The following is a 23,045-nucleotide window of genomic DNA, read 5'->3' on the forward strand; positions in this document are numbered from 1 at the left end:
GTAGCCAACAAGGCACAACCAACCCCCAACCCGCAACAACCACCCCGACGCCCCAACGGGGGTGCAGGGGGGGAGCCCCCACATATGTCACAGCTTCAGGAGATCACTACCAGCAAGTCCCCTGCTTGGGCTTGGGTTGCCTCGGGTACGGCCAGCCTGGTGATGGTTCCGGCGATGGGGGCGGTGATCGAGGCTTCCATCTTCATCGCTTCGATGGTGGCGACCACGTCGCCCGCTTCGACCTGATCGCCCTTGGCCACGCGCAGGGTGACGGAGCCGTCGAACGGCGCGGGCACGTGGCCCGGTTCGGACGGGTCGGCGCGTTCGACGGGCGGGGCGTCCGACACGACGGAGCGGTCGCGTACGGCCAGGGTGCGGAGCTGCCCGTTGACGGTGCAGATGACCTGCCGGACGCCGGCTTCGTCGATCTCGCCGACGGCTTCGAGCCCGGCCAGCACCCTGACGCCCGGTTCCAGGTCGATGGAGATCTCGTGGCCTGGGCGTAGCCCGTACAGGAACGCCCCGGTGGGCAGCACCGAGAGGTTGCCGTAGGCGGCACGGGATTCGCGGTAGTCCTTGGCGGGGCCTGGGAACAGGAGCCGGTCGAGGGTGTCGCGGATGTCGGGGCCGGCGAGCGCCTTTTCCTCGTCGCTGGTGAGCTCGGCGCGGGCGGGGGTGTGGCGGCGCCCGGTCAGGGCCCGTGTCCGGAACGGCTCGGGCCAGCCTCCGGGCGGGTCGCCGAGTTCGCCGTTGAGGAAGCCGATCACGCTGTCCGGGACGTCGTACCGGGCGGGGTTGGCGGCGAAGTCGTCGGGGTCGGCGCCCGCGGCGACGAGGTGGAGGGCGAGGTCGCCGACGACCTTGCTGGACGGGGTGACCTTGACCAGCCGGCCGAGAATCCGGTCGGCGGCCTCGTAGAGCCGTTCGACCTCCTCGAACCGGTCGCCGAGGCCGAGCGCGACGGCCTGCTGGCGGAGGTTGGAGAGCTGGCCGCCGGGGATCTCGTGCCGGTACACCCGTCCGGTGGGTGAGGGCAGGCCCATCTCGAACGGCGCGTACAGCTTGCGTACCGCTTCCCAGTACGGCTCCAGGGCGGTGAGCGCGTCCAGGTCGATCCCTGTGGAGCGTTCGGTGAAGTCGGTGTGCGCCACGATGGCTTGGAGCGGTGGCTGGCTCGTGGTGCCGGCGAGCGGGGAGGCGGCCCCGTCCACGGCGTCGACGCCCGCGTCGATGGCGGCGAGGTAGGTCGCGAGCTGCCCTCCCGCGGTGTCGTGCGTGTGGAGGTGGACCGGCTGGTCGAACCGTTCGCGCAACGCCGTGACGAGGGTGCGGGCGGCCGGGGCTCTGAGCAGCCCGGCCATGTCCTTGATGCACAGTACGTGGACGCCTGCTTCGACGAGTTCTTCGGCGAGCCGCAGGTAGTAGTCCAGCGTGTAGACCTTCTCGCCGGGGGATGACAGGTCGCCGGTGTAGCAGAGGGTGCCTTCGACAACGGCGTGCGTTTGCAGGACCGCCTCGATCGCGGGACGCATGCGCTCCACGTCGTTCAGGGCATCGAAGACGCGGAAGATGTCCACGCCCGTCTTGGCCGCCTCGGTGACGAAGGCGCGTGCGACCGAGTCGGGGTACGGGGTGTAACCCACGGTGTTGCGCCCGCGCAGCAGCATCTGAAGGCACAGGTTGGGCGCGGCTTCGCGGATGGCGGCCAGCCTGTCCCAGGGGGACTCGCCCAGAAAACGCAGCGCCACGTCATAGGTGGCCCCGCCCCACGCCTCCAGTGAGAGCAGTTGCGGGGTCATCCTCGCCAGGTACGGTGCGGCGGACACGAGGTCGTACGTCCGCACCCGGGTGGCCAGGAGGGACTGGTGGGCGTCGCGGAACGTGGTGTCGGTGACGGCGAGCGCGGTCTGGGCCCTCAGCCGTTCCGCGAACGCCTTGGCGCCGAGGGCGAGAAGCCGCTCCCTTGAGCCGTCGGGCGGCGGGCCGGTCAGGTCGAGCGGCGGCAGTTTGCTCTGCGGGTCGAGCTCGGTGGGCGCCTCGCCGTTCGGCTTGTTCACGGTGACGTCGGCGAGGTACCGGACGAGCCGGGTCGCGCGGTCGCCGCTCGACCGCGCGGTCAGCAGCTCGGGATGCTCGGCGATGTAGGCCGTGGTCACCCCGCCCGCGCGGAAGTCCGGTTCGTCCAGCAGGGCGCGGAGGAACGGGATGTTGGTCGCGACGCCTCTGATGCGGAACTCCGCGACGGCCCGCCGTGCGCGCCGCACCGCGTCCTCGAACGTCCGTCCCCGGCAGGTCAGCTTGACCAGCATCGAGTCGAAGTGGGGCGTGACGACGGCGCCCGCGTGGGTGGTGCCGGTGTCCAGCCGCACCCCGGCGCCGCCCGGCGACCGGTACGCCGAGATCTTGCCGGTGTCGGGGCGGAAGCCGTTGGCCGGGTCCTCGGTGGTGATCCGGCACTGCACCGCGTACCCGGAGACCTGCACGTCGTCCTGGGAGATCGACAGGTCGGCCAGGGTCTCGCCGCCCGCGATGCGCAGTTGGCTCTGCACCAGGTCCACGCCGGTGACCTCCTCGGTCACGGTGTGCTCGACCTGGATCCGCGGGTTCATCTCGATGAAGACGTGCCGGCCCTGCGCGTCCACGAGGAACTCCACGGTGCCGGCGTTCACGTAGCCGATCTCGCGGGCGAACCGCACCGCGTCCTGGCACAACCGCTCGGCCACCGCCGGGTCCAGCCGCGGCGCGGGCGCGATCTCCACGACCTTCTGGTGGCGGCGCTGCACCGAGCAGTCCCGCTCGCGCAGGTGGACGACGTGCCCGGCGCCGTCGGCGAGCACCTGCACCTCGATGTGCCGGGGACGGTCCACGGCCTGTTCGAGGAACACCGTGGGGTCGCCGAAGGCGCTCTCCGCCTCGCGGCGGGCCGCGTCCACGGCGGGCGCCAGGTCCTCGCGGCGGTCCACGCGGCGCAGCCCGCGCCCACCGCCGCCGGCCGCCGCCTTGACGAACAGCGGGAAGCCGACCTCGTCGGCCGCGGCCTCCTCCGACCCGGGGGCGGGCGTCGCGGACCGCAGCACCGGGAGGCCGGCGCGCCGTGCCGCGGCGACCGCCTCGATCTTGTTCCCGGCCAGTTTCAGCACCGAGGCGGGGGGTCCCACGAACGTGAGCCCGTTGCGCTCGCACGCCTCGGCCAGCTCGGGGCTCTCGGACAGGAAGCCGTAGCCGGGGTAGACGGCGTCCGCGCCCACCCTGAGGGCGGTCGCGACGATCCCGTCCACGTCGAGGTACGCGCGCACGGGATGGCCGTGCTCCCCGATCTCGTACGCCTCGTCGGCCTTCTGCCGGTGCAGCGACAGGCGGTCTTCGTAGGCGTAGACGGCGACGCTGGAGATGCCCAGCTCGTAGGCGGCGCGGAAGGCCCGGACGGCGATCTCGCCCCGGTTGGCGACGAGCACCTTCTGGATCACGGCGTAACTCCCAGGAGACGGTCAGGCGGCGGCCGCCGTGGTCATGACGCGGGGCTCGACGTCGAGCGCCCCCAACCTAACGTGCGCCCGTTTCGCCCTGACTCTTACCCCCGCCCCTGGGCCCTCCACACCGCCCGATCGAGAAAGTGAACTCGGATTCGGAATACGGGTGGCGATCTTGGTTGTTGAGGTGGGTGAACCACATCGATCCGCGATGCGCGCGATCCCGGAGGTATTCCCGTGCCCAGCAGCATCCTCAAGCTCAGGCTTCATCCCCGGCGCAAGCAGGTGAGGTCCACCTCGCTGCGCGCCCTCGCCGTCGCCGCCCGCCTGGAACGCGGCCATGGAGTGGAGGGTCCACCGGGCCATGACGGCGGCCGGGCGGAGCACCGCCCGTCGCGGCGGACGCCCGACCCGGCCTGACCGACGATCGGCCCGACCGACGATCGAAGGGCCCCGCGCGTGTCGAATCCGCCTGTTTCGCGCGGGGCCCTTCGCGCTGTCCGGTCCGTTCATGCCCTACGGTCCGCTTCGAACGCACGAACCTCGCGGGACGAATAGTCTGGGCCCGCACACGTGCAAGTGCGGGAAGTGACGAAGCGAGAGTGGTGTGACGGACAGGACGATGCCCGACGCCCATCCTCTGCAGCCGGGGGACCCGGCCGGGCTCGGAGGGTACGAGATCCTGGGCAGGCTGGGCGAGGGCGGCCAGGGCACGGTGTTCCTCGGCCGGCGAGCCGGGGACGAGCAGGCCGAACCTGTCGCGATCAAGCTGCTGCACGCGGGGCTGCGCGCCGACGATCCGGCGCGGGCGCGGTTCGTCAGGGAACTGGACGTGGCCAAGCGGGTGGCCAGGTTCTGCACGGCGCAGGTCCTGGACGCCGACCTGGCGGGCGACCAGCCGTACATCGTCAGCGAGTACGTCCCGGGACAATCGCTGCACCGGCTGGTCCAGGCCGAGGGGCCGCGCACCGGCGGCGCGCTGGAACGGCTCGCGATGAGCACGCTCACCGCCCTGTACGCGATCCATCAGGCCGGGATCGTGCACCGCGACTTCAAGCCGCAGAACGTGATGATGGGCCCGGACGGCCCGCGCGTGATCGACTTCGGGGTGGCCAGGGCGCTGGGCGCGGCCGGTGAGACGCAGAACGTCGGGACGCCCGCGTACATGGCGCCCGAGCACTTCACCGGCGGCGCGATCGGCCCCGCCGCCGACATGTTCGCCTGGGGCACCACGATGGTGTACGCGGCGACCGGAAGGCCCGCCTTCGGCAACGACGAGATGGCGGCGGTGATGCACCGCATCATCACCTTCGACCCGGACCTGGGCGACCTGCCCAGCCCGCTGCGCGAGGTGGTGGCCGCGTGCCTGGACAAGGAACCCGGGCGCCGTCCGACAGCGCGCGAGGCGCAGGAGAGGCTCGTCGGCGCCTCGGGCGGGGCCCTGCCCGACCCGGCCGCCTTCGCGCCTTCCCCGGCCCCTGCCGCCTTCGCGCCGCCTCCGGCTCCCGTCCAGAACGCGTTCCCCTCCCCGCCCTTCGCGCCCGCTCCGTCCGGCCCGCAAGGGGGTCCGGAACCCGGTGGCCGCGGGACGACGGCGCCGCAACCGCACGGTCCCCTCGGAACGGAGCGGCGGGGACGGGGACGGATGGTGATCCCGATCATCGCGGCGGCGGCCACGGCCGCGCTCCTGGCCGGCGGGTCGGTGTGGGCGGCGACGCGGTCCGGCGGCGACGGGCCGGAGCGGGCCGAGGCGGGCAGCACGGGCGGTCAGGACGCCACCGCGCCGCAGGAGAACGCGGCGGGCGGCGACGCCGACCACCTCCCGGGAGATCCGAGGACCTCGCGGGCCCCCGGCGAGAAACCCAAGGGCACCACCGCGCCGCAGCGGCCGGGAGGCGGGCAGTCCAGCACCCCCGGCGGCGGCGGTGGCGGAGGAACCGGCGGCGGAGATAACGGCGGCGGAGGCGGTGGCAGCGGTGGCGGAGGCGAACCCGCCCCGGAACCCGCACAGAAGTACACCGCCACGCAGGTCTGCGGCAGTGGCTACTACGTGCAGCGCTCGATGGCCGTGGCGGGCGGCCGGGTCTACCAGCTCTATAGCAACGGCACGAAGAAGAACTGCGCCGTGATGCTCAAGTCCAAGAACGTGGGACGCCCGACCTCGGTGTCGGTGTGGATCCAGGCCCAGGGCGGCAGCAGGGTCACCGACAGCGGGTCGTTCTCCTGGTACGCGGGGCCGGTGTACGTCTACGCCCCCGGGAAGTGCGTCCGGGTCGGCTCGGGCTCGTACACCTCGTCGTACGCCAACTGCGGCTGATCCGAGGGTTCCGCCCGGCGCGGGCGAGGCGGCGGGAACTCAGGCCGGGCGCGTTAGCGGGGTGCGCCCGGCGATGGCATTCGGACAATCGAAGGTGCGGGGAATCGAAGGGTCAGAGGTAGCGGGGCAGGTCGGTCAGTTGGTCGACGACGCGATCAGATGGTCGAAGTCGCCGTCCTTGGCCCCGAGGATCAGGGCCTCCATCTCGGGTCTGGTGTAGATGAGCGCGGGACCCTCGGGGTGGCGGGAGTTGCGCATGGCGACCCGCCCGCCGGGCAGTTCCGCGATCTCGACGCAGTTCCCCTGGGAGTTGCTGCGGCGGCTCTTGAGCCAGCGGGCGCCCCGCAGGCCGGTCGCCGGCATCCCGTTGTCGTAGAACCCCTCGTAGGGGTCCTCGTGAGAGTTCTGGCCCTCGTCGGTCTTGAGCATCATGTCTCTCTGAGATATTGGCCGAGAAGCTCGACGGTGCGCTCGGGTGTGGCGCTGTCGACGCACAGGCGTTCCATCGCCTGCAGATAGGTGTCGACGTCGTCGCGCTTGTCCAGGTACATGGCGCCGGTGAGGATCTCGACGTACACGACGTCGGGCAGGTCCTGGTCGGGGAAGCGCAGGATGGAGAAGGCACCGCCCTCGGCCGCGTGCCCGCCGAACCTGAACGGCATCACCTGGACGGTGATGTTGGGCAGCCTGGACATCTCGATCAGATGCTCGAACTGTTCCCGCATCACCTCGGGGCCGCCGATCGGCCGCCTGAGCGCGCCCTCGTCCAGCACGGCCCACAGCCTCGGGGCGTCGGGGCCCGTCAGCCGTTCCTGCCGCTGCATGCGCAGCTCGACCCGCTGCTCGATCTCGTGATCCGCCGCACCGGCGTTGCCCAGCCTGATCACCGCACGCGCGTAGCCCTCGCATTGCAGCAGACCCGGGACGAACTGGAGCTCGTAGGTCCGGATCAGCGCGGCCGACTCCTCCAGCCCGACGTAGGTCTGGAAGTAGCCGGGAAGGACATCGTTGTATCGGTGCCACCAGCCTGGGGTGTTGGCGTCCCGCGCCAGCTGTAGCAGCGCCTCGCGTTCTTCCTTGTCTTCGACGCCGTACAGCGTGAGCAGGTCGTCCACGTCACGTTCTTTGAAGCTGACCCGCCCGAGCTCCAGTCGGCTGATCTTGGACTCGGAGGCGCGGATGGTGTACCCGGCCTCCTGGCGGCTGACGCCCTTGTCCTCGCGCAACCTGCGCAGCTGGGAGCCGAGCATGATGCGGCGAACCGTCGACCCGGCTCCCGGCGAATCTGGAGTCACGCCCAACCTCCCGGCTCATCGGCGGACAGCGAACTTAGTGTGCCACTGCGGTGCCTGTCCTGCGATTACCTCCGATCATCAGCGCCCAACCCGGACAGGGAACCTGATGCCCGTTCGGATGCACGTGCATTGGGCCTTGCATTCGCACGCTACGATGCGCAGGATAACGCACGAGACTTCCGAGCCACGGCTGCACAACGAGATCACTCTGCGGGGTCCGGGGAATGACGTCACGTCAAGCGCAGAACGGCACGCGATGGGAGGTGGCCTCCGTCGCCGAACCGTCGGGGCCGCTGGACCGTGCCGCCGAACCGGAGACCGCGGAGCCGGAACCGGTCCCCGAGGCGTGCGACCTCCCGCCCAGGCTGAAGGAGGCCCTGTGGGCGCTGGTCAACCTGTCCGCCCCCACCGTCTCGTTCAGCGTCCTCCCCGAGCCGGAGTCGGTCACCGAGGCCCGGCACTTCGCGATCTCCCGGCTGAAGGGCTGGGGCGCCTGCGCGCTGACGAGTGACGTCGGCCTGGTGGTGTCCGAACTGGTCACCAACGCCCTGCGGCACAGCACGGCCCCCACCGTCTGGGACGCCGCGGCCTACGCGACCAGGCACGCGCCCGGTCTCGGGCATGGGAGGGGGTTCGCCGGGGGCTGCTTCGCGACCGGCGGCCTCGCGACGCGCTTCGGAACGGACCTGGAGGCCGGACCGGCGGGCCCCGCGCCCAGCGGCATCCGGCTGCGGATGCTGTACCACGCCCCCTGGCTGCTCTGCGGGATCATGGACTCCAGCCCGGAGGCGCCGCGGCGCCGCGAGCCCGACCACATCGCCGAGACCGGGCGCGGGCTTCATCTGGTCGAGTCGTTCAGCACCCGCTGGGGCTGGTGCGGGCTGCCCCAGGGCAAGGTCGTCTGGGCGCTGTTCCGTTCTCCCTAGCCGTATCCGGGTATACGCCAACCGATCACAAAATCATCGGTAGGACGCGGGAGGTGCCGTGGAATTCGCGGTCGAGAACCGGACCGAGAAGGACGTCACGGTCGTCACGATCAGGGGAGAGATCGACGTCTTCACCAGCCCCAAGCTCCGCGAGAAGCTGCTCGACATCATCGACGGCGACGGCGCCCGGCACCTCGTGGTGGACCTCAGCGAGGTGACGTTCCTGGACTCCACCGGGCTCGGCGTGCTGGTGGGCATCTACCACAGGCTGCGCGCGCGGGACGGGACGATGTCGTTCGTGGGGGCGAACGACCGGGTGCGCCGCGTCTTCCACGTCACCCAGCTCACCAAGATCTTCGTCCTGCACCCCTCACTGGAGGACGCCATCGCCGCCCGCGAGTCCTCCTCCACCTGACTCGGTACCTCTCTCCTCTCTACCTCTCTTCTCTCTCTTCTCCTCCCGCCCACCGCCTCCCATCCCTCCCGCTTCCCCCGTCTCCGGCCGTCTCCCCCCTCTTCGCCCGCCTTCGCACGCCGCGGCACCGCCCGTCCCGGCGACGCTCGCGCACTCGCTGCCTCCCCTGCCGTGACCCGGTACCGTGAGGGCAGAGATCAGGCCCGCCGCGGGGGCGCTCTCCCCGCCGAACGCGCGCGGTGCTGTCGGTCAACCGATCCATCGACCGGACGGGAGCCTTCGTGGCAGAACAGCCGCTGCATGAGCACAAGCTCGGCAATGGCCTGCGCGTGGTGGTCTGCGAGGACCATGTCGTACCGCTGGCCGCCGTCAACATCTGGTACGGCGTGGGCTCGCGGCACGAGCGGGCCGGCCGCACCGGGCTGGCGCACCTCTTCGAGCACCTGATGTTCCAGGGCTCGGCCAACGTCGCCGAAGGCGAGCACGCCGCGCTGCTGGAGAGCGCCGGCGCCACCTTCAACGCCAGCACGTCCTTCGAGCGCACCAACTACTACGAGACGGTTCCCGTCAGCCACCTGGAGCTGGCGCTGTGGCTGGAGGCCGACCGGATGGGCACGCTGCCCGCCGCGCTGACCCAGGCCAACCTCGACAACCAGCGCGACGTGGTGAAGAACGAGCGGCGCCAGCGCTACGACAACCAGCCGTACGGGACGGCGTTCGAGCGGCTGTGCGCGCTGACCTTCCCCGGCGGCCACCCGTACCACCACACGCCGATCGGCTCCATGGAGGACCTGGACGCCACCGAGCTGGAGGACTGCGCCGACTTCTTCGGCACCTGGTACGCGCCGGGCAACGCGGTGCTGTCGATCGTGGGCGACGTCGACCCCGAGGAGACGCTCGCCGCGGTCGAGCGGTACTTCGGCGGCATCCCCGCCGGGCCCGAGGCGCCGCCGGCCCGTCCCGGCGACCTGGAGCCGCTCCGCGAGGTGCGCGAGGAGGCGGTGGACGAGGAGGTGCCCTCGCCCGCCTACTTCGCGATGTTCCCGCTGCCCACCGACGGCGGCACCGACATCGAGGCGGCCGAGCTGGCCGTGGAGATCCTCGGCGGCGGCTCGGGCTCGCGGCTCTACGACCGGATGGTGCGCCGCGACGAGATCGCCACCGAGGTGTGGGCGGGGGTGACCCGGCTGGTCGGCGGCCCCTCCCTGGCCATCGTGGACGCCATCGGCCCGGACCCGCGGAAGATCGCCGAGGTGCTCGACGAGGAGCTGGAGAGGTTCGCCACCGACGGCCCGGACGCCGACGAGGCGGCGCGCGCCACCGCGCAGGCCGAGCGCGGCTTCCTGGAGCAGACCGAGACGGTCACCGGGCTGGCCAACGCGCTGTCGCAGAACGCCACCCAGTTCGGCGACCCGGCCCGCGTGTTCACCGCGCCGGGACGGGCGGCGGCGGTCACCGCGGCCCAGATCAAGGACATGGCGGCCCAGTGGCTCAAGCCGGGTGGACGCTCCGTGCTGACCTATGGAGGTACGGCCTCGTGACGAACGAACTGGCCCTGGCGCCCCGTCCGGTTCCCGGTCCCGTTCCCGCGTGGGCGTTCCCCGTGGGCACCGAGGGCACGGTGCCCGGGGACGGCCCCGCCACGCTCCGCTGCGACCTGCCCGGCCGGCGCCTCGCGGCGGTGCGGCTCGTCCTGAACGCCGGTGCCGGGCGCGAGCCCGAGGGCGAGGACGGCGTCGCCACGCTCGCGGCGCGGGCACTGCTGGAAGGCACCGAACCCGGTGGTGGCACCGCGCTGACCGCCGCGTTCGAGCGGCTGGGCGCCAGCCTGTACGCGTCGGCCGACCTGACCGCGCTCCGCATCGCGCTGGACGTGCCGGTGACCCGGCTCGGCCCGGCGCTGGAACTGCTGTCCTCGGTGGTGCGCGAGCCCGCGCTGGCCGACTCCGACGTGCGCCGCCTCGTCAGGGAGCGCCTGGAGGAGATCGCGCAGGACGACGCCGACCCCGGCTCGCGCGCCATGCGCGAGCTGCGCGCCGCGATGTTCCCCGCCGAGGCCCGCGCGTCCCGCCCGACCGGCGGCGGCCCCGAGTCGGTGGAGGCCATCCGGGGCGAGCGGGTTCGCGCGTTCTACACCTCGATCGTCCCCGCTGAGGCCACCGCGGTCGTCGCGGGCGACCTGTCCGGCGTGGACGTGGACGCCGCGCTCACCGGCGCCCTCGAAGGCTGGGCGGCCTCGGGCGCGCCCCTGCCCCGCCCCGACGCGATCATGCCGACGACGGGGCCGCGGATCGTCGTGGTGGACCGTCCCGGATCGGTGCAGACGTACCTGAGCATCGGCCATGGCGCGCCGAAGCGCTCGCACCCCGACTGGCCGCTGCTGGCGGTCGCGGCGCACGTGCTGGGCGGCGGGCTCACCTCGCGGCTGAACACCGTCCTCCGCGAGGAGAAGGGCTACACCTACGGCGTGCGAGCCGGGCTGCTGAGGCTGCGGCACTGCGGCCTGTTCATCGCGCAGGGCGCGGTGCACACCGAGGTCACCGCGGACGCCCTCGCCGACGCGCTGGAGGGGATGCGCGGAGTGATCTCGCGGGGCGTCTCCGAGGAGGAGACGGGGTCGTCCGTCCGCGCGCTGGCCGACCGCGCCCCCGCCGAGTACGAGACGGCCCGCGCGGTCGCCGCCGAGCTCGCCGACGCCGCCGCCAACGACCTCGGCGCCGACTACCCGCGCCGGTACCTCGACGCGGTGCGCGCCGCGACGCCCGACGAGGTGACCCGCGCGTACACCGAGCACGTCGACCCGGAGGCGCTGACCGTCATCGCGGTCGGGGACGCCGGCCAGATCAAGGAACCCCTGGAGAGCCTGGGCTACGCCACCGTCACCGTCTCGGCCACCGAGCCCGCTCCGGGCGAGCCGCCCACGGAGTAGTGACCGGACCGAACCGGTGGCATCGTGGTAACCGTCTGACCGATGCGGGATCAACCCGTGGCGTCGCGAGAAGGGAACGGCCTGTGTCCTATGGCCAGACGGCCGGCGTCTCCGTCGAGACCATCCTGTCCGAGCCGAACTGCCGTCCCGGCGGCGTCGTGGCCGGCAAGGTGCATCTCGCCGGGGGCGCGCGGCCGGCCGACATCCGGAATGTGACGATCGCGCTGATGCCGCGCATGGAGAACGGCTACGGCGGCGAGACGGCGGGCCCGGAGGTCTACCGCGGCGCGCTCACCCGTGCCTTCCGGCTGGAGCCCGGTCAGCGGCGCGACCTGTCGTTCTCCATCCCGCTGCCGTACGAGCTGCCGTTCACCACGGTGCTGGGGCGCGAGCTGCCCGGCTTCACCATCGGGCTGTGCACCGAGGTCGCCGTGAAGGGGGCGCCCGATCCCGGTGACGTCGACCCGATCTCGGTGGAGCCGCTCAAGTCCCAGCAGTGGGTGCTGGCGGCCATCGCCCGGCTCGGCTTCAGGATCCGCAACGTCGCGTTCGAGCGGTCCAAGCTGGCCGGCGTCCCGCAGCAGCTGCCGTTCTACCAGGAGATCCGGCTGGCGCCGCCGTCCCAGTACGAGGGGCGCGTCGGCGAGGTGGGGCTGAGCTTCGTCGCCAGCCCGCGCAATATGGCGTTCGTCCTGGTGGCCGACCCCCGCTCGGGCGGCTCCGGCGGCGCGGCGGCGCAATTCTCGGTCGAGCATCCCGAGTCCGCCGAGACCGACTGGTTCACCAAGATCCGCGAATGGCTGGACACCGCCGCGTCCCACCCGCGCTCCCATGGGCAGGGACATGGGCAGGGCCAGGCCGGGCCGTCACGGCAGGGCTCGCCGAACGTCGGCGCGCCGACCCCGGGCTCGTTCCAGAGCCCGCCGCTGCCTCCCCCTGGCGGCGGCCCGTCGACCTTCCCGCCGCCACCCGGGCCACCCGCGCCACCCGGGCCTCCCGGACAGCACGGCATGCCCGCCCCAGCGGCGGCCTCGTACGGCGAACCGGGCGCCTACGGGCAACCCGGCCAGGGACCCTTCCCTCCCCCGGCACCCGGCCCCGCTCAGGGCGGCCCCACACCCCCGCCCCCGCCCGCGCACGGCGCACCGTACCCTCCGGCTCCGCCCAGTCCCCAGTACCCGCCGCCGCCCGCACCGCAGGGACCACCGCCGCCTCCACCCGCCGTCCATCACCACCACGGCCCGCCCCCGTACCGGGGCGGCCATCACCACGGGCACGGGTTGCGCGCCGCCGGCGCGGTCGGCGGCGTCGCCGCGGCGGGCATCGCGGGCGGGCTGGTCGCGGGCGCCGCGGTCGACGCGTACGGCAACGTGATCGGCGGCGCGGTGAACGTCCCGGCGGGCCAGTTCGGCGACGCCGTCGCCGGGTACGCGGGCGGGCTCGCCGCCGAAGCGGGCAAGGCCGCGGTGAACGAGGTCGCGGGCGAGGCCGCGGGCGCGGTCGGAGAGATCCTGGGCGGCCTCCTCGGCGGCCTGTTCGGCTGAGGGAGCGGCTCCAGCCGTCGGCTCAGGGTGAACGAGACTAACCGTTGCGATCGCGTCCGGAGGCGGCCCGATGACCACGCTGATCCTGGTCCTGCTGTGCTTGGCGATCGCCGGGCGCGAGCTCTACCTCGCCTCCGACAAGCGGCTGCCCCGCGCGCAGGCGGAGCTGCGGGAGTTGCGCGCCCAGCTCGGCGAGCTGGCCCGGCGCCATGACGCCCTCCAGGCCGAGGTGGCGCAGGTGACCGAGCATCCGGGGATCGTGATCCCGCCGCGGCCGGAGCCGCCGCAGCCGCCGCCCGGGGCGTTGCGCGCGGCGGAGACGACGATGCCGGAGGTGGTCAGCCGCATCGACAGGCTGGGCGCGCGGCTCGCCCGCGTCGAGCAGGAGCTGGGCTCGCTGTCGGCCGAGCTGGCCGGGATGGGCCTCGACCGTGAGGCGCGGCAGGCGCTGGCCCGGTCCCTGGACGCCACCGAGCAGGTCGTGGCCGAGCTGCGGCAGGAGATGCTGGAACGCCTGGACCGCGACGAGGGCGTGGTGTCGGGCCTGCTGCTCAGCGAGGAGGGCGAGTCCGAGGCGCTGCTCGCCGAGGCGTACGAGCGGTGCGCCGCCGAGTACGGGCTGCGCGTCCGTACGCGGGAGGAGCGCTCCGACCGCTCCGCCGGCGGCGGCTACCTGGGGACGGCCTACCACCTGTCCGGCCGCCGCCCCGACGAGCTGGCCGACGAGCTTTTCCATAACGTCCGCGCCATGTACGACCCGCGGGACCCGTCCGCCCTGACCGCGCTGCTGGTCGAGCTGGCGCACCTGCACGGCGGTGGCATCGCCAGGATCGGCGCGTTCACCGTCGTCCGCACGGCGGGCACGATGCTGTGCGGGCTGCTTCCCGAGCAGGACCAGGAGGGCATCGAGCCGTGGGAGCCCGCGGCCCGCATCCGGGAGCTGCCCGCCGACCGGCAGGCGGACCTGACCTGGCTCGGCACTCCCGAGACGGCCTGAACCGCGCTAGAGGGAGACGAAGCGCGGACCCCGGGCGTCGTCCCGGTCGACATGGAAGGCGAGCAGGCTGCGCGGCGTCCGGGTGACGTCGATCTGGAGGCAGATCCCGAGGCCCAGGTCCGGGTCGATGAAGACGATCCGCCGCAGGGCGCGCAACGCGCGGCGCGTTTGGACGCGGGTCTCGGGGCGCATCGGATCGTGCAGGGTGGCGGTCACGACGCGTCCCGCGTACCGCCACAGCGCCGTCGAGTCGAGCACGCGCGGCCCGGCGGAGGCCAGCCGGGCGACGATCACGACGCCGGAGTCCTCCTCCTCACCCGGAGGCGGCGTCGGGACCTGCGGCGCCCGCCCGTCGGCCGCGCCGCCCGGCGTTCCGGGACGGTCGCTCGGCGCCACCGGCCCGGCCACCGCGCGGTGGTACCGCAGCGGGTCGATGGTGTCGATCACGAACGCGCCCGCGTACGGCCAGGAGGCCCGCGGCCTGGCGTCCCGCTCGCCCCGCACGCGCGATCCGACCGTCCGGTGGCCGAGGGGCACGCGGGCGCTGAGGTCGAACGCCATCCCGTTCGCGTCCCGCCGGACGGGGACGCCGAGCCCGGCCTGCCCCGCCTCGTCCAGGCCGTCGATCGTCCGCAACAGCTCGTCGGCGCGGCGTGCCAGCGTCGCCGCCATCCCCAGCCCGGGGAAGGCGCCTTCCAGCACGGCCAGGGTGGCGCGCCAGGTCGCGCTGGCGACGAACTCGGCGACGAACGCCTCCACGAGCGTCTTGCGGCGCTCGGGGCTGCTCATCGGCCCGGGGTCGGCCTGACGGTTCAGATCGGTACTGCGGCCGGGATCGGTACTGCGGCCGGGATCGTCCCGTGGCGGTGGGACGCGGGGCGGCTCGGGCGCCGGCTCCGGTTCGGCGCCGATGCCCAGGGCCTGCTGGACGAGCGACACTTCCGGCTGTGTCGCCTCCGGGGACGTGCCGGCCGGTTCGGGTGGCGGCGGCTCCCAGGCGGGCGGCTCGGGGGGAGGGCCGCTCTGCTCGGCGCCCTTGGCCGGCTGCCATTCGGGCGAGGGCGTCCCGCCCGGCGGCTGCTCCGGGCTCGCCGCGCCCTGGACGTGTACCCAGTCCGCCTCACCCTTCGCCAGGACGTCCGGGGCCGTCGTCCCGGCCACGCGGATGTCGCCGGGATGGGGCACGGGACGCTGAGGCGCGGTGCGCGGCTCGCCGGACGTGTCGTCGCGTTCGGGTCCGGTGTCCCCGTCGCGGTCTATCGGGCCGGATCTCACCTTCCGATACTCGGCCCTGCGCCGTGTCCACGGCAACCGGGCCCGGCCGATGCGCGGGCGCACGGTCAGGCCGGCCTGGAGGTGCCGAAGAGGGCGGCGCACAGGGCCGCGAGATCGCCGGGACCGTTCCCGGCGGGATGGACGGTCAGCAAAGGTCCGCCTTCCTCGTCGGCGTCCAGCCTGAGCCCGACCGGCACCTCCCGGTTTCCCTCCTCCTGGACGCCGTGGGCGGCGGCGACGTCCTGGAGCCCGACGGAGACGACCTCGGGCAGCTCGACGAGGGCCGGCCTCTCCGCGGCGCTGAGCTCGTCCAGCCAGAGGCCCAGCACACGGGAGGCCAGGCCGTTGAGCAGCCGTCCCCAGGGCTCCACGAGCTGGGGCGGAACGTTCTCGGTCTGGAGTTCGGGCAGCCCGAACCTGGCCATGCCCTTGGTGGTGAACCAGAAGCCGCCGGGGCCCGCGGTGTGCGGGAGCAGGATCCAGTCGGTCAGCCGTACCGTCCCGTCGGGGCCGGGCAGTGAGCGTTCGATCCGTTCCGCGTCCAGCACCTGCGGGGTGAACACGTCGATGACCGGGACGGGCCGGTCGGTGCCGAGCGCGCCCGTCGCCCCGGCGATGGCGCGGGTGGCCCACTCGTGCGCGGGCGGCCAGCCGGGACGGTACGCGGCGCGCACCGCGAGCAGGTGCGAGGCCGTGGCGATCGCGGCCAGGTCGGCCGGGCCGGCGCCGAACGCGGCCAGCAGGTCGGCGGGCAGCGGCGGGAACTCGGCGGCGGGACGCAGGTCGAGGGTGAGCAGCGGGCTGTCCAGCATCCGCAGCACCAGGTCGCGCAGCGGCGCGGCGATCAGGCGGGACACCCGTTCGCGTGCGAGAGCGCGCGGGTCGGGGGGCGGCGCGGGAAAGACGACCGCGTAGGTCGCCTGAAGGGTGTCCGGCACCGGCAGCGTCAGACTCCGCCCCAACTCGCTCCCCCCGGCCATGAACCGATGGACGGCGGATCCGCCGACCCGCCCCGCTCCTTCGATCAGAGCAATCCGGACGTTGGAAAATATCTGTCGCAGCAGCCATAAAACACTGGCAATTCAGGACGGGCTACACCCCTCCCCGCACCGCCCGGAAGCGGCCCCCGCGACCTTCCGGGGGCCCGCCCGGAGTACAAACGTTACAAATTGGCCAAAAGCGGCAATCCGAGTGGATGCCACATTGACCCCCATCCCCGTGCGGCAGACGATCACGCAGCCCCACGTTGCGATCCACGCAGGGAGGCGCGATGACGCGCGGGTATTTCCGGCAACGGTCGGCATTACTACGGCGAGTACCGCGGCAAGGTCGAGAAGCAGCGCCCCGGTGACAGGGTCGAGGTCTGGTTCGAAGGGACCAAGAACGGCAAGCGCGTCGCCAGCGAGAAGTTCACCTACACGGTCCGGGACCGCGACCGCGCGGACGTGGTGGTCATCGCGGACGAGGACTACACGGGCGTCAACCCGGCCTACCCGGCCGGCACCAACGCCCCACGGTACGCGCGGCAGTACGCCGACCTGGTCAAGTCCGCCAAGCACAAGCCGCTGGTGTGGGACATCGACAAGGACGGGGCGCCGCACGACCTCGGCGTCATGAGCCACTTCCGCGGCGCGGTCTGGTACCTGGGCGACAACCGGCTCACCCAGGACCCGGCCGACGAGCCGGTGCGCACCGCCGGCGGCGGCGCGTTCCCCGACTCGCAGGTGGCCGACCGCGCCAAGGACACGCTGCTGGCGGTGCGGTCGTTCCTCAACGAGGGCGGCAAGCTGCTCTACACCGGGGAGACCACCGGCTACTTCGGCCCGCTGGCCCAGGCCAACGGCGGCGGCATCCACTACGGTCTCAAGGGACACCCCGAGCGGCCGTGCGTGCTCACCCGGAGCTTCCGGGACGACTGCGAGCTGCTGTCGAACGACTTCCTGCAGTACTGGCTCGGCGGCTTCGACCGGCAGCAGGTGGGCGCCCCGACCCAGTTCGTCGGGACGGACCGCCCGTTCCGCGGAAGCGACGCCGGGCTCGCCGGGACGCCGACCAACCAGCTGAACGAGGCGGGCGGCTTCCAGGTGACCTCCACGGTGCTGCCGCCCTCGCGGTTCCCGCAGTTCCGCAGCTGGAAGGCGGGCGACTACCTCGGAGCGGCGGCGCCGACCGAGCCGTTCGCCGGCCAGTGGTACGTGGCGGGCCCGCACTCCGACGGCACCTGGCGGCGGCTGACCCGCACGATCGACCTGACGTCGGTCACCGCGGCGCAGGCGCCGACCCTGGAGGCGATGCTGTCCTACAGCACCGAGACAGGGTTCGACCACGTCATCCTGGAGGCCAGGACGGCCGGCGGGGACGACTGGACGACGCTGCCGGACAAGAACGGCCGGACCAGCGACCGGGTGCCGGAGGAGTGCTCGCAGGGCTACTTCATGGCCATGCACCCGTTCCTCGGCCGCTATCTGACCGGCGGGAACCCGTGCCAGAACACGGGGACCACCGGCAGCTGGAACTCCTTCACGGGTAACTCCAACGGCTGGGTGCCGGCCGCGTTCGACCTATCGGCCTACGCCGGCAAGCAGGTCGAGGTGTCGATCTCCTACGTGAGCGACCCGTTCAGCGGCGGCGCCGGCCTGTTCGTGGACGAGACGAAGGTCACCACGTCCGGCGGCCTGCACGACTCGGAGGGCTTCGAGTCCGGGCTGGGCCCGTGGACGATCGCGGGCGCGCCGGCGGGCAGCCCCGGCAACCCCAGCGAGTTCGTCCACACCGAGGCCCTGGTCGACTCCGTCTCGGCGGTGGCGACCCGGGACACCCTGCTGCTCGGGTTCGGCCTTGAGCAGGTCCCGTCGGCCTCCGACAGAAAGGCGATCATGAGGAGGGCGCTGGACCACCTGCTCGGATGATCCGTTCTTCTCTCCCCTCCGAGGGCCCCGGCCGCCTCCACCGGCCGGGGCCCTCGACCTTCCTGTGATGGACACCACCCCAGGTAGCGCAACCTTCAAGCACACCTTGAGCGTCTTCTACTATGGGAACGCGAACGGCGCCCGCCCGGCGCCCTTGATCGCCCAGGCCCGCGACATCCCGCCGACTTTCCGTCCAGCGGTGCCGCCCGACGTAGCGATCAACCCACCGCACTTCGGCCGATCCTCCCAGCGAGCATGGCCGGCATCCGGCAGGACCCGGCAGAGACCCAGTCCGAACCGGCCGGAAACGGTGGAGCGTACCCATGCATGGGGGGCGGCCCGATCCGCCCGGCATGCGCGTACCAACCCTGCGCGCGTGCGCGACCGGCCCTACCCGGGTCCTGATCCATTGGGGGAAGCGACGATGACCGCTGTGCCGCAGCCCGCTCCCGAGACCGATCCCGCCACCGAGCGCTACGAGCGGGACGTGCTGCCGCTCGCCGATCCGCTGTACGCCAGCGCCGTCCGGATGACCCGCAACACCGCCGACGCCGAGGACCTGGTCCAGGAGACCCTGGCCAAGGCGTACGTGAACTTCCACCAGTTCGAGGAAGGCACCAACCTCAAGGCGTGGCTGCACCGGATCCTCACCAACAACTTCATCAACACCTACCGCAAGCGCCAGCGCGAGCCGCAACGCGCCGGGTCGGAGGAGCTGGAGGAGTGGCAGCTCGCCCACACCGAGGCGCGCACCGAAGGCTTCAGGTCCGCCGAGTCCGAAGCGCTCGACCGCATCCCCGACAGCCGCGTCGTCTCCGCCCTGCGTGCCCTGCCCAAGGACTTCCGGGACGCCGTGTACCTCGCGGACGTCGAGGGATACCACTACAGGGAGATCGCCGAAATGATGGGCACGCCCATCGGCACCGTGATGTCCCGCCTGCACCGCGGCCGCAAGCAGCTGCGCGAGGCCCTCGCCGACCACCGCGAGGCGCACACGCTGGCCGCCTGACCCGCCCCCGGCCGGGGCCGGGCCCCAAATCGTGTTCCCGCGGTTGCCCCGTGACCGCGGGAACACCCTTCTCTCCGCCACTCTTTGCCGCCGCACCGCTACATTGAGCGATGACCTCGTCATCCCCAGTGACATCGGAGTAGCGATGCGCACCACCGTCACCGCACTCGCCACAACGGCCCTCGTCCTGCTTCCCACCCTCCCCGCGAACGCCACGGCCCCGCGCGCGTCCCTCGTCCTCACCGTCAGCCACCCGGAGGACCGCGGCCCCGGCACGCGCAGCGTCAACCTGCGGTGCGGCCCGGCCGGCGGGAGCCATCCGCGAGCGGCCGCCGCCTGCGCGGACCTGGAGCGCACCGGGGGTTCCATCGAACGCGCCCCCGCGCCCGGCACCGCCTGCACGATGATCTACGCGCCGGTGATCGCCGAGGCCACCGGGCGCTGGCACGGGCGCCGCGTCGACTATCACCGCCAGTACGGCAACCCGTGCGAGCTTGCCGCGCGCACCGGGTCGATCTTCCGCTTCTGAATAGGCCCGTTCACGGTGGGTACAGCGCGACCGAGTGCGAACCGGCCACCGTGCGTGCGAGCATGACACGTCGCGTGCGCGTCCCCCCGGAGACACACGCGCCACACAGACGGACGAGCCGCGACAACGGGAGGGCCTTCGTGTCCCGGAGAATCGGCGACGTCATGACGGCCGGGCCACGCGTCCTGCCGCTCGACGCCACCCTTTACGAGGCCGCGCGGATCATGCGCGACCAGGGCATCGGTGACGTCCTCGTCACCCTCTCCGGCCGGCTGTGCGGTGTCGTCACCGACCGCGACATCGTCATCCGGGGCGTGGCCGAGAACCGGGACGCCGCGCACACCCCGCTCAGCGACGTGTGCACCGCCCAGCCGGTCACCCTCGGCCCGGACGACGACACCGACACGGCGCTGCGCCTGATGCGGGAGGAGGCGATCCGCCGGCTGCCCGTCGTGGACCGCCAGCAGCGCCCCGTGGGGATCGTCACCATGGGCGACCTCGCGCTCGCGGACGGCGCCATGCACGACGGCGCGGCCGCCCTCCGCGACATCAGTGTGGCCGCGCCGGACATGTGACCGGCGGTCGAGGGGTACGAAGTGGCGGTCCGGCAGGATACCGTCGAGGGGTGCCGCCCACCGAATCCGTGCTCACCGACGAGCTGGCACTGGAGATCGCCAGGCTCGGCATCGTCGGCGAGTCCTCCGACATCGGCACCCTGAGGCGGGTGTCGGAACTGGCGCCGCAGGCGGTCCCCGGATGCGCCGGCGCCACCAGCATCCGCTGGGCGATCCCCGACGACCTGGACGAAGGCCCCGAACCCCTCGCCTCCGCCGCCAGCCACCCCGACCTCGCCGAGATCACCGACCGCCAGCTCGCCCGCCGGCACGGCCCGGTGTTCGAGGTGGTCCGCACCCGGACGGCCGTGAGCTCCGACGACATCCTGACCGAGGCCCGCTGGCCGGAGGCCACCACCGACATGCTCGCCCTGGGCCTGCGCACGTTCTCCACGACCCCGCACGTCAAGGAGCCCGTCCTGGTCACCCTCACCCTCTTCGGGGTGTCGCCGCGGGCGCTCGCCCGCGGCCAGCACGCGCTCGCCTCCCTGCTGGTGGCGCAGAGCAGCAACGCGGTGTCCAACACGCTCCAGTACGGCAGCGTCCACCGAACCGCCGTCCAACTCCAAGAAGCCGTAGAGGCACGCGCAGTCGTGGACCAGGCTAAGGGCATCCTGATGCACGCCCTGGGCTGCGACGCCGACGAGGCGTTCGCCGAGCTGCGGCGCATCTCCCAGACCCGTCACGTCAAACTGACGGCGCTCGCGCAACGCATCGTCGGCGACCAAGGACTCGTCGAGCGCGACATCGATCACACCGTCGACTGACTTACGCCAGTCAAGGGCATAGGCTGCGCTCGGCGACCGAGCGACCGGTCTCAGCTTGGCACCCAAGGACCATAGGAGACCCCCGCAATGCCCGACTATCTCGAACCCGAGACCATGATGCGGGAGATCGTCGATCTCGAGGACCGCATCGGCGAGCTCAGACAGGCCGCCGGAATGCCCGAGATCGACCTTCGGACCACACTCGACGCGGCGCTGGTGGAACTGGAGCTGGCGCTCACCGCGCTGCGCTCCGTGGGCACCGAGCAGACCAACGAGGCCGGGCGCAGCGCGTCCACCGAAACCGAGCGACGGGTGCTGCGCACCGTCTTCCAGGACGCCCCCGTCCCGCTGTTCCTGCTGGACCGCGACACCAGCGTCCGGCGGGTCAACCGCCAGGCGGCGGCCCTGCTGGGCACCTCGCCCGGCTACGTGTCGGGCAAGCAGTTCACCGCGTTCTGCGACCTGGCGACCCGGGCGGCGCTGCGCTCCCAGCTCGCCGGGGTCGTCCGCACCGGGCGGCGCCGCCGCGTCCCGGTCCGCTTCCTGGGACGCGACCAGCCGGTGGACGCCACGGTGACGCTGGCCCGGGTGTGGATCCGCGGCGAGCCCGACCCGATGGTCGTGGCCGTCGCGACCGCCGGCCAGGAGACGGCCGTCGACGAGGCCGCCGCCGCCAAGGCCGCGAAGGCCAAGGCCGCCGCCGCGGAGCTATGCCAAGCCGACGAGGACGTGGCCATCGCCACGATCGTGCACCGGCTCGACGTGCTCGGCAGCGCCACCGAACTCCTGCTGCACGAACCGGTGTTCAACGAGACCGTGGCGGTGCGCCGCTGCGCCCGGCTGCTGGCCACCGAACTCGCCGAATGGGTGATCATCGACCTGGTCGGCTCGAACGGCATCGGCCACCAGACACAGACGCCCTGGCAGCCGGGCGGGCGGCTCGACCCGGTCGAGGCCGCCATCGCCAGCGGAGCGCTGACCCGGCAGGTCGTGATGGGCCCCGAGGACGAGCGCTCCATCGAGGCCGCCCAGTCCGTCGAGGCACTCGTGCCCTGCCGCGACACGCTGCCGCACATCGTCTTCACCACCCGCCAGAGCGCCCTGCGCCCCCACGTCGAGGACCTGGCCGTCCTCGGCACCGACCCGGACGAGCAGCCGGTCTGCGCCACCATCGGCGCCACCTCCGTCCTGTGCGTCCCCGTCCAGGACGGCGACCGCTGCATCGGCACGATCACCCTCGCGTCCAGCGGCGAGAACGGCCAGTTCGGCCTGATGGACCTGACCGTCGTCGAACGCCTGGGCCGCTACCTCGGCCTGGTGATCCGCGCCGCCCGCCTCTACCGCCGCCGCGCCGAGGTCGCCGAAACCCTTCAGAAAAGCCTGCTCCCCCGCCGCCTCCCCGACATCCCCGGAGTGGCACTGGCCGCCCGCTACACGGCCGCCACGCACGGCGCGGAGGTCGGCGGCGACTTCTACGACGTGTTCCGCACCAAGAACGGCTGGGGCCTGGTCCTCGGCGACGTGTGCGGCAAAGGCGAGGACGCCGCCGCCGTCACCGCCACGGCCCGCCACGGCGTCCGCCTCATGTCCCGCCAGTACGGCACCCCCCGCGACGTCATGGCGGCCGTCAACGACGCGCTCCTCGAAGAGGACCGCTTCGTCACCGCCGTCATGACCACCCTGGAACTCCGACGCGACCGCGTCCTCGTCTCCCTGGGCATCGCCGGCCACCCCCCGGCCATCGTGATCCGCTCCGACGGCGTGATCCGCACCTCGTCCCGCGGCGGCGTCCCCCTCGGCCTCTTCGAGGACTTCGAAGCCGGAACCGACGTCCTCGACCTGGGCGTGGGCGACACCCTCTTCCTGCACTCCGACGGAATCCTGGAAGCCTGCGACCAGAACCGCGAGGAATTCGGCCAGGAACGCCTCCTGGAAACCCTGGCCGCGACCGCAACCGAACCCGTCCAAAGCATGCTGGACGCCGTCCAATCCGCCCTACTGGAATTCTGCGCCGGCGACCTAAGAGACGACGTCTCAATGCTAGCCCTA

The 23,045-nt window shown here is 72.6% G+C and carries 19 protein-coding genes; 14 read left to right on the forward strand and 5 right to left on the reverse strand.

The window, feature by feature from the left end; all coding sequences use genetic code 11:
- Nucleotides 1–95 precede the first annotated feature (95 nt).
- Nucleotides 96–3,467, reverse strand: coding sequence for a pyruvate carboxylase (locus ACGWYJ_RS14765; RefSeq protein WP_395106508.1), 3,372 nt, complete (start codon nucleotides 3,465–3,467; stop codon nucleotides 96–98).
- Nucleotides 3,468–3,707: 240 nt separating this feature from the next.
- Here ACGWYJ_RS14765 and ACGWYJ_RS14770 point away from each other — a divergent pair, with 240 nt between their 5' ends.
- Together ACGWYJ_RS14770 and ACGWYJ_RS14775 are read left to right on the forward strand one after the other, a co-directional pair.
- Complete coding sequence (locus ACGWYJ_RS14770) at nucleotides 3,708–3,890, forward strand: hypothetical protein (protein ID WP_395106509.1); 183 nt, start codon at nucleotides 3,708–3,710, stop codon at nucleotides 3,888–3,890.
- A gap of 187 nt (nucleotides 3,891–4,077) precedes the next feature.
- Nucleotides 4,078–5,787, forward strand: a complete 1,710-nt coding sequence (locus tag ACGWYJ_RS14775) for a serine/threonine protein kinase (RefSeq protein WP_395106511.1) — start codon at nucleotides 4,078–4,080, stop codon at nucleotides 5,785–5,787.
- A 135-nt stretch (nucleotides 5,788–5,922) separates the two neighbouring features.
- Here ACGWYJ_RS14775 and ACGWYJ_RS14780 read toward each other — a convergent pair whose 3' ends face one another.
- Nucleotides 5,923–6,216 (reverse strand): DUF397 domain-containing protein, encoded by a 294-nt coding sequence (locus ACGWYJ_RS14780; protein WP_285697085.1) that lies wholly within the window; start codon nucleotides 6,214–6,216, stop codon nucleotides 5,923–5,925.
- Nucleotides 6,216–7,037, reverse strand: a complete 822-nt coding sequence (locus ACGWYJ_RS14785) for a helix-turn-helix domain-containing protein (RefSeq protein ID WP_395106513.1) — start codon at nucleotides 7,035–7,037, stop codon at nucleotides 6,216–6,218. Before ACGWYJ_RS14785 ends, ACGWYJ_RS14780 begins: the two co-directional genes overlap by 1 nt.
- Before the next feature lie 269 nt (nucleotides 7,038–7,306).
- On the opposite strand from ACGWYJ_RS14785, the gene ACGWYJ_RS14790 reads away from it, so the two are divergent.
- The 6 genes from ACGWYJ_RS14790 (at nucleotide 7,307) to ACGWYJ_RS14815 (ending at nucleotide 13,893) form a co-directional block, all read left to right on the forward strand.
- Nucleotides 7,307–8,008, forward strand: coding sequence for an ATP-binding protein (locus tag ACGWYJ_RS14790; protein ID WP_395106515.1), 702 nt, complete (start codon nucleotides 7,307–7,309; stop codon nucleotides 8,006–8,008).
- 58 nt (nucleotides 8,009–8,066) lie between these two features.
- Nucleotides 8,067–8,423 (forward strand): anti-sigma factor antagonist, encoded by a 357-nt coding sequence (locus ACGWYJ_RS14795; protein ID WP_395106517.1) that lies wholly within the window; start codon nucleotides 8,067–8,069, stop codon nucleotides 8,421–8,423.
- A 281-nt stretch (nucleotides 8,424–8,704) separates the two neighbouring features.
- On the forward strand, nucleotides 8,705–9,964 hold the full coding sequence (locus tag ACGWYJ_RS14800; RefSeq protein WP_395106518.1) for a M16 family metallopeptidase: 1,260 nt from the start codon (nucleotides 8,705–8,707) through the stop codon (nucleotides 9,962–9,964).
- A complete protein-coding gene (locus ACGWYJ_RS14805) occupies nucleotides 9,961–11,352 on the forward strand; it encodes a M16 family metallopeptidase (RefSeq protein WP_395106520.1) in 1,392 nt (463 codons plus the stop codon). The genes ACGWYJ_RS14800 and ACGWYJ_RS14805 overlap by 4 nt, the downstream gene beginning before the upstream one ends.
- 83 nt (nucleotides 11,353–11,435) lie before the next feature.
- Complete coding sequence (locus tag ACGWYJ_RS14810; RefSeq protein ID WP_395106521.1) at nucleotides 11,436–12,896, forward strand: sporulation protein; 1,461 nt, start codon at nucleotides 11,436–11,438, stop codon at nucleotides 12,894–12,896.
- 70 nt (nucleotides 12,897–12,966) lie between these two features.
- Complete coding sequence (locus ACGWYJ_RS14815) at nucleotides 12,967–13,893, forward strand: hypothetical protein (protein ID WP_395106523.1); 927 nt, start codon at nucleotides 12,967–12,969, stop codon at nucleotides 13,891–13,893.
- 6 nt (nucleotides 13,894–13,899) lie between these two features.
- Here the strand turns inward: ACGWYJ_RS14815 and ACGWYJ_RS14820 are convergent, their stop codons facing one another.
- Nucleotides 13,900–15,168 carry a hypothetical protein gene (locus tag ACGWYJ_RS14820; RefSeq protein WP_395106525.1) on the reverse strand — a complete coding sequence of 423 codons (1,269 nt, stop codon included), beginning with the start codon at nucleotides 15,166–15,168 and terminating at the stop codon, nucleotides 13,900–13,902.
- A gap of 65 nt (nucleotides 15,169–15,233) precedes the next feature.
- Nucleotides 15,234–16,130 carry a hypothetical protein gene (locus ACGWYJ_RS14825; protein WP_395106526.1) on the reverse strand — a complete coding sequence of 299 codons (897 nt, stop codon included), beginning with the start codon at nucleotides 16,128–16,130 and terminating at the stop codon, nucleotides 15,234–15,236.
- A gap of 483 nt (nucleotides 16,131–16,613) precedes the next feature.
- Here ACGWYJ_RS14825 and ACGWYJ_RS14830 point away from each other — a divergent pair, with 483 nt between their 5' ends.
- The 6 genes from ACGWYJ_RS14830 to ACGWYJ_RS14855 form a co-directional block, all read left to right on the forward strand.
- The gene (locus ACGWYJ_RS14830; RefSeq protein WP_395106528.1) at nucleotides 16,614–18,077 is read left to right on the forward strand and encodes a hypothetical protein; all 1,464 of its coding nucleotides are present in this window, start codon (nucleotides 16,614–16,616) and stop codon (nucleotides 18,075–18,077) included.
- A 424-nt stretch (nucleotides 18,078–18,501) separates the two neighbouring features.
- Entirely contained in the window at nucleotides 18,502–19,086 is a 585-nt protein-coding gene (locus tag ACGWYJ_RS14835; protein ID WP_395106530.1) for a sigma-70 family RNA polymerase sigma factor, read from the forward strand.
- A gap of 145 nt (nucleotides 19,087–19,231) precedes the next feature.
- A complete protein-coding gene (locus ACGWYJ_RS14840; RefSeq protein WP_395106532.1) occupies nucleotides 19,232–19,615 on the forward strand; it encodes an SSI family serine proteinase inhibitor in 384 nt (127 codons plus the stop codon).
- A gap of 140 nt (nucleotides 19,616–19,755) precedes the next feature.
- Nucleotides 19,756–20,190, forward strand: a complete 435-nt coding sequence (locus tag ACGWYJ_RS14845; RefSeq protein WP_395106533.1) for a CBS domain-containing protein — start codon at nucleotides 19,756–19,758, stop codon at nucleotides 20,188–20,190.
- A 50-nt stretch (nucleotides 20,191–20,240) separates the two neighbouring features.
- The gene (locus tag ACGWYJ_RS14850; protein WP_395106535.1) at nucleotides 20,241–20,996 is read left to right on the forward strand and encodes an ANTAR domain-containing protein; all 756 of its coding nucleotides are present in this window, start codon (nucleotides 20,241–20,243) and stop codon (nucleotides 20,994–20,996) included.
- A gap of 87 nt (nucleotides 20,997–21,083) precedes the next feature.
- On the forward strand, nucleotides 21,084–23,045 hold a 1,962-nt coding region (locus ACGWYJ_RS14855; protein WP_395106537.1), incomplete at its 3' end, for a SpoIIE family protein phosphatase.

Origin of the sequence: Actinomadura sp. SCN-SB (genome assembly GCF_043906805.1) — a bacterium.
In the GTDB taxonomy this organism is placed as follows: Bacteria; Actinomycetota; Actinomycetes; order Streptosporangiales; family Streptosporangiaceae; genus Spirillospora.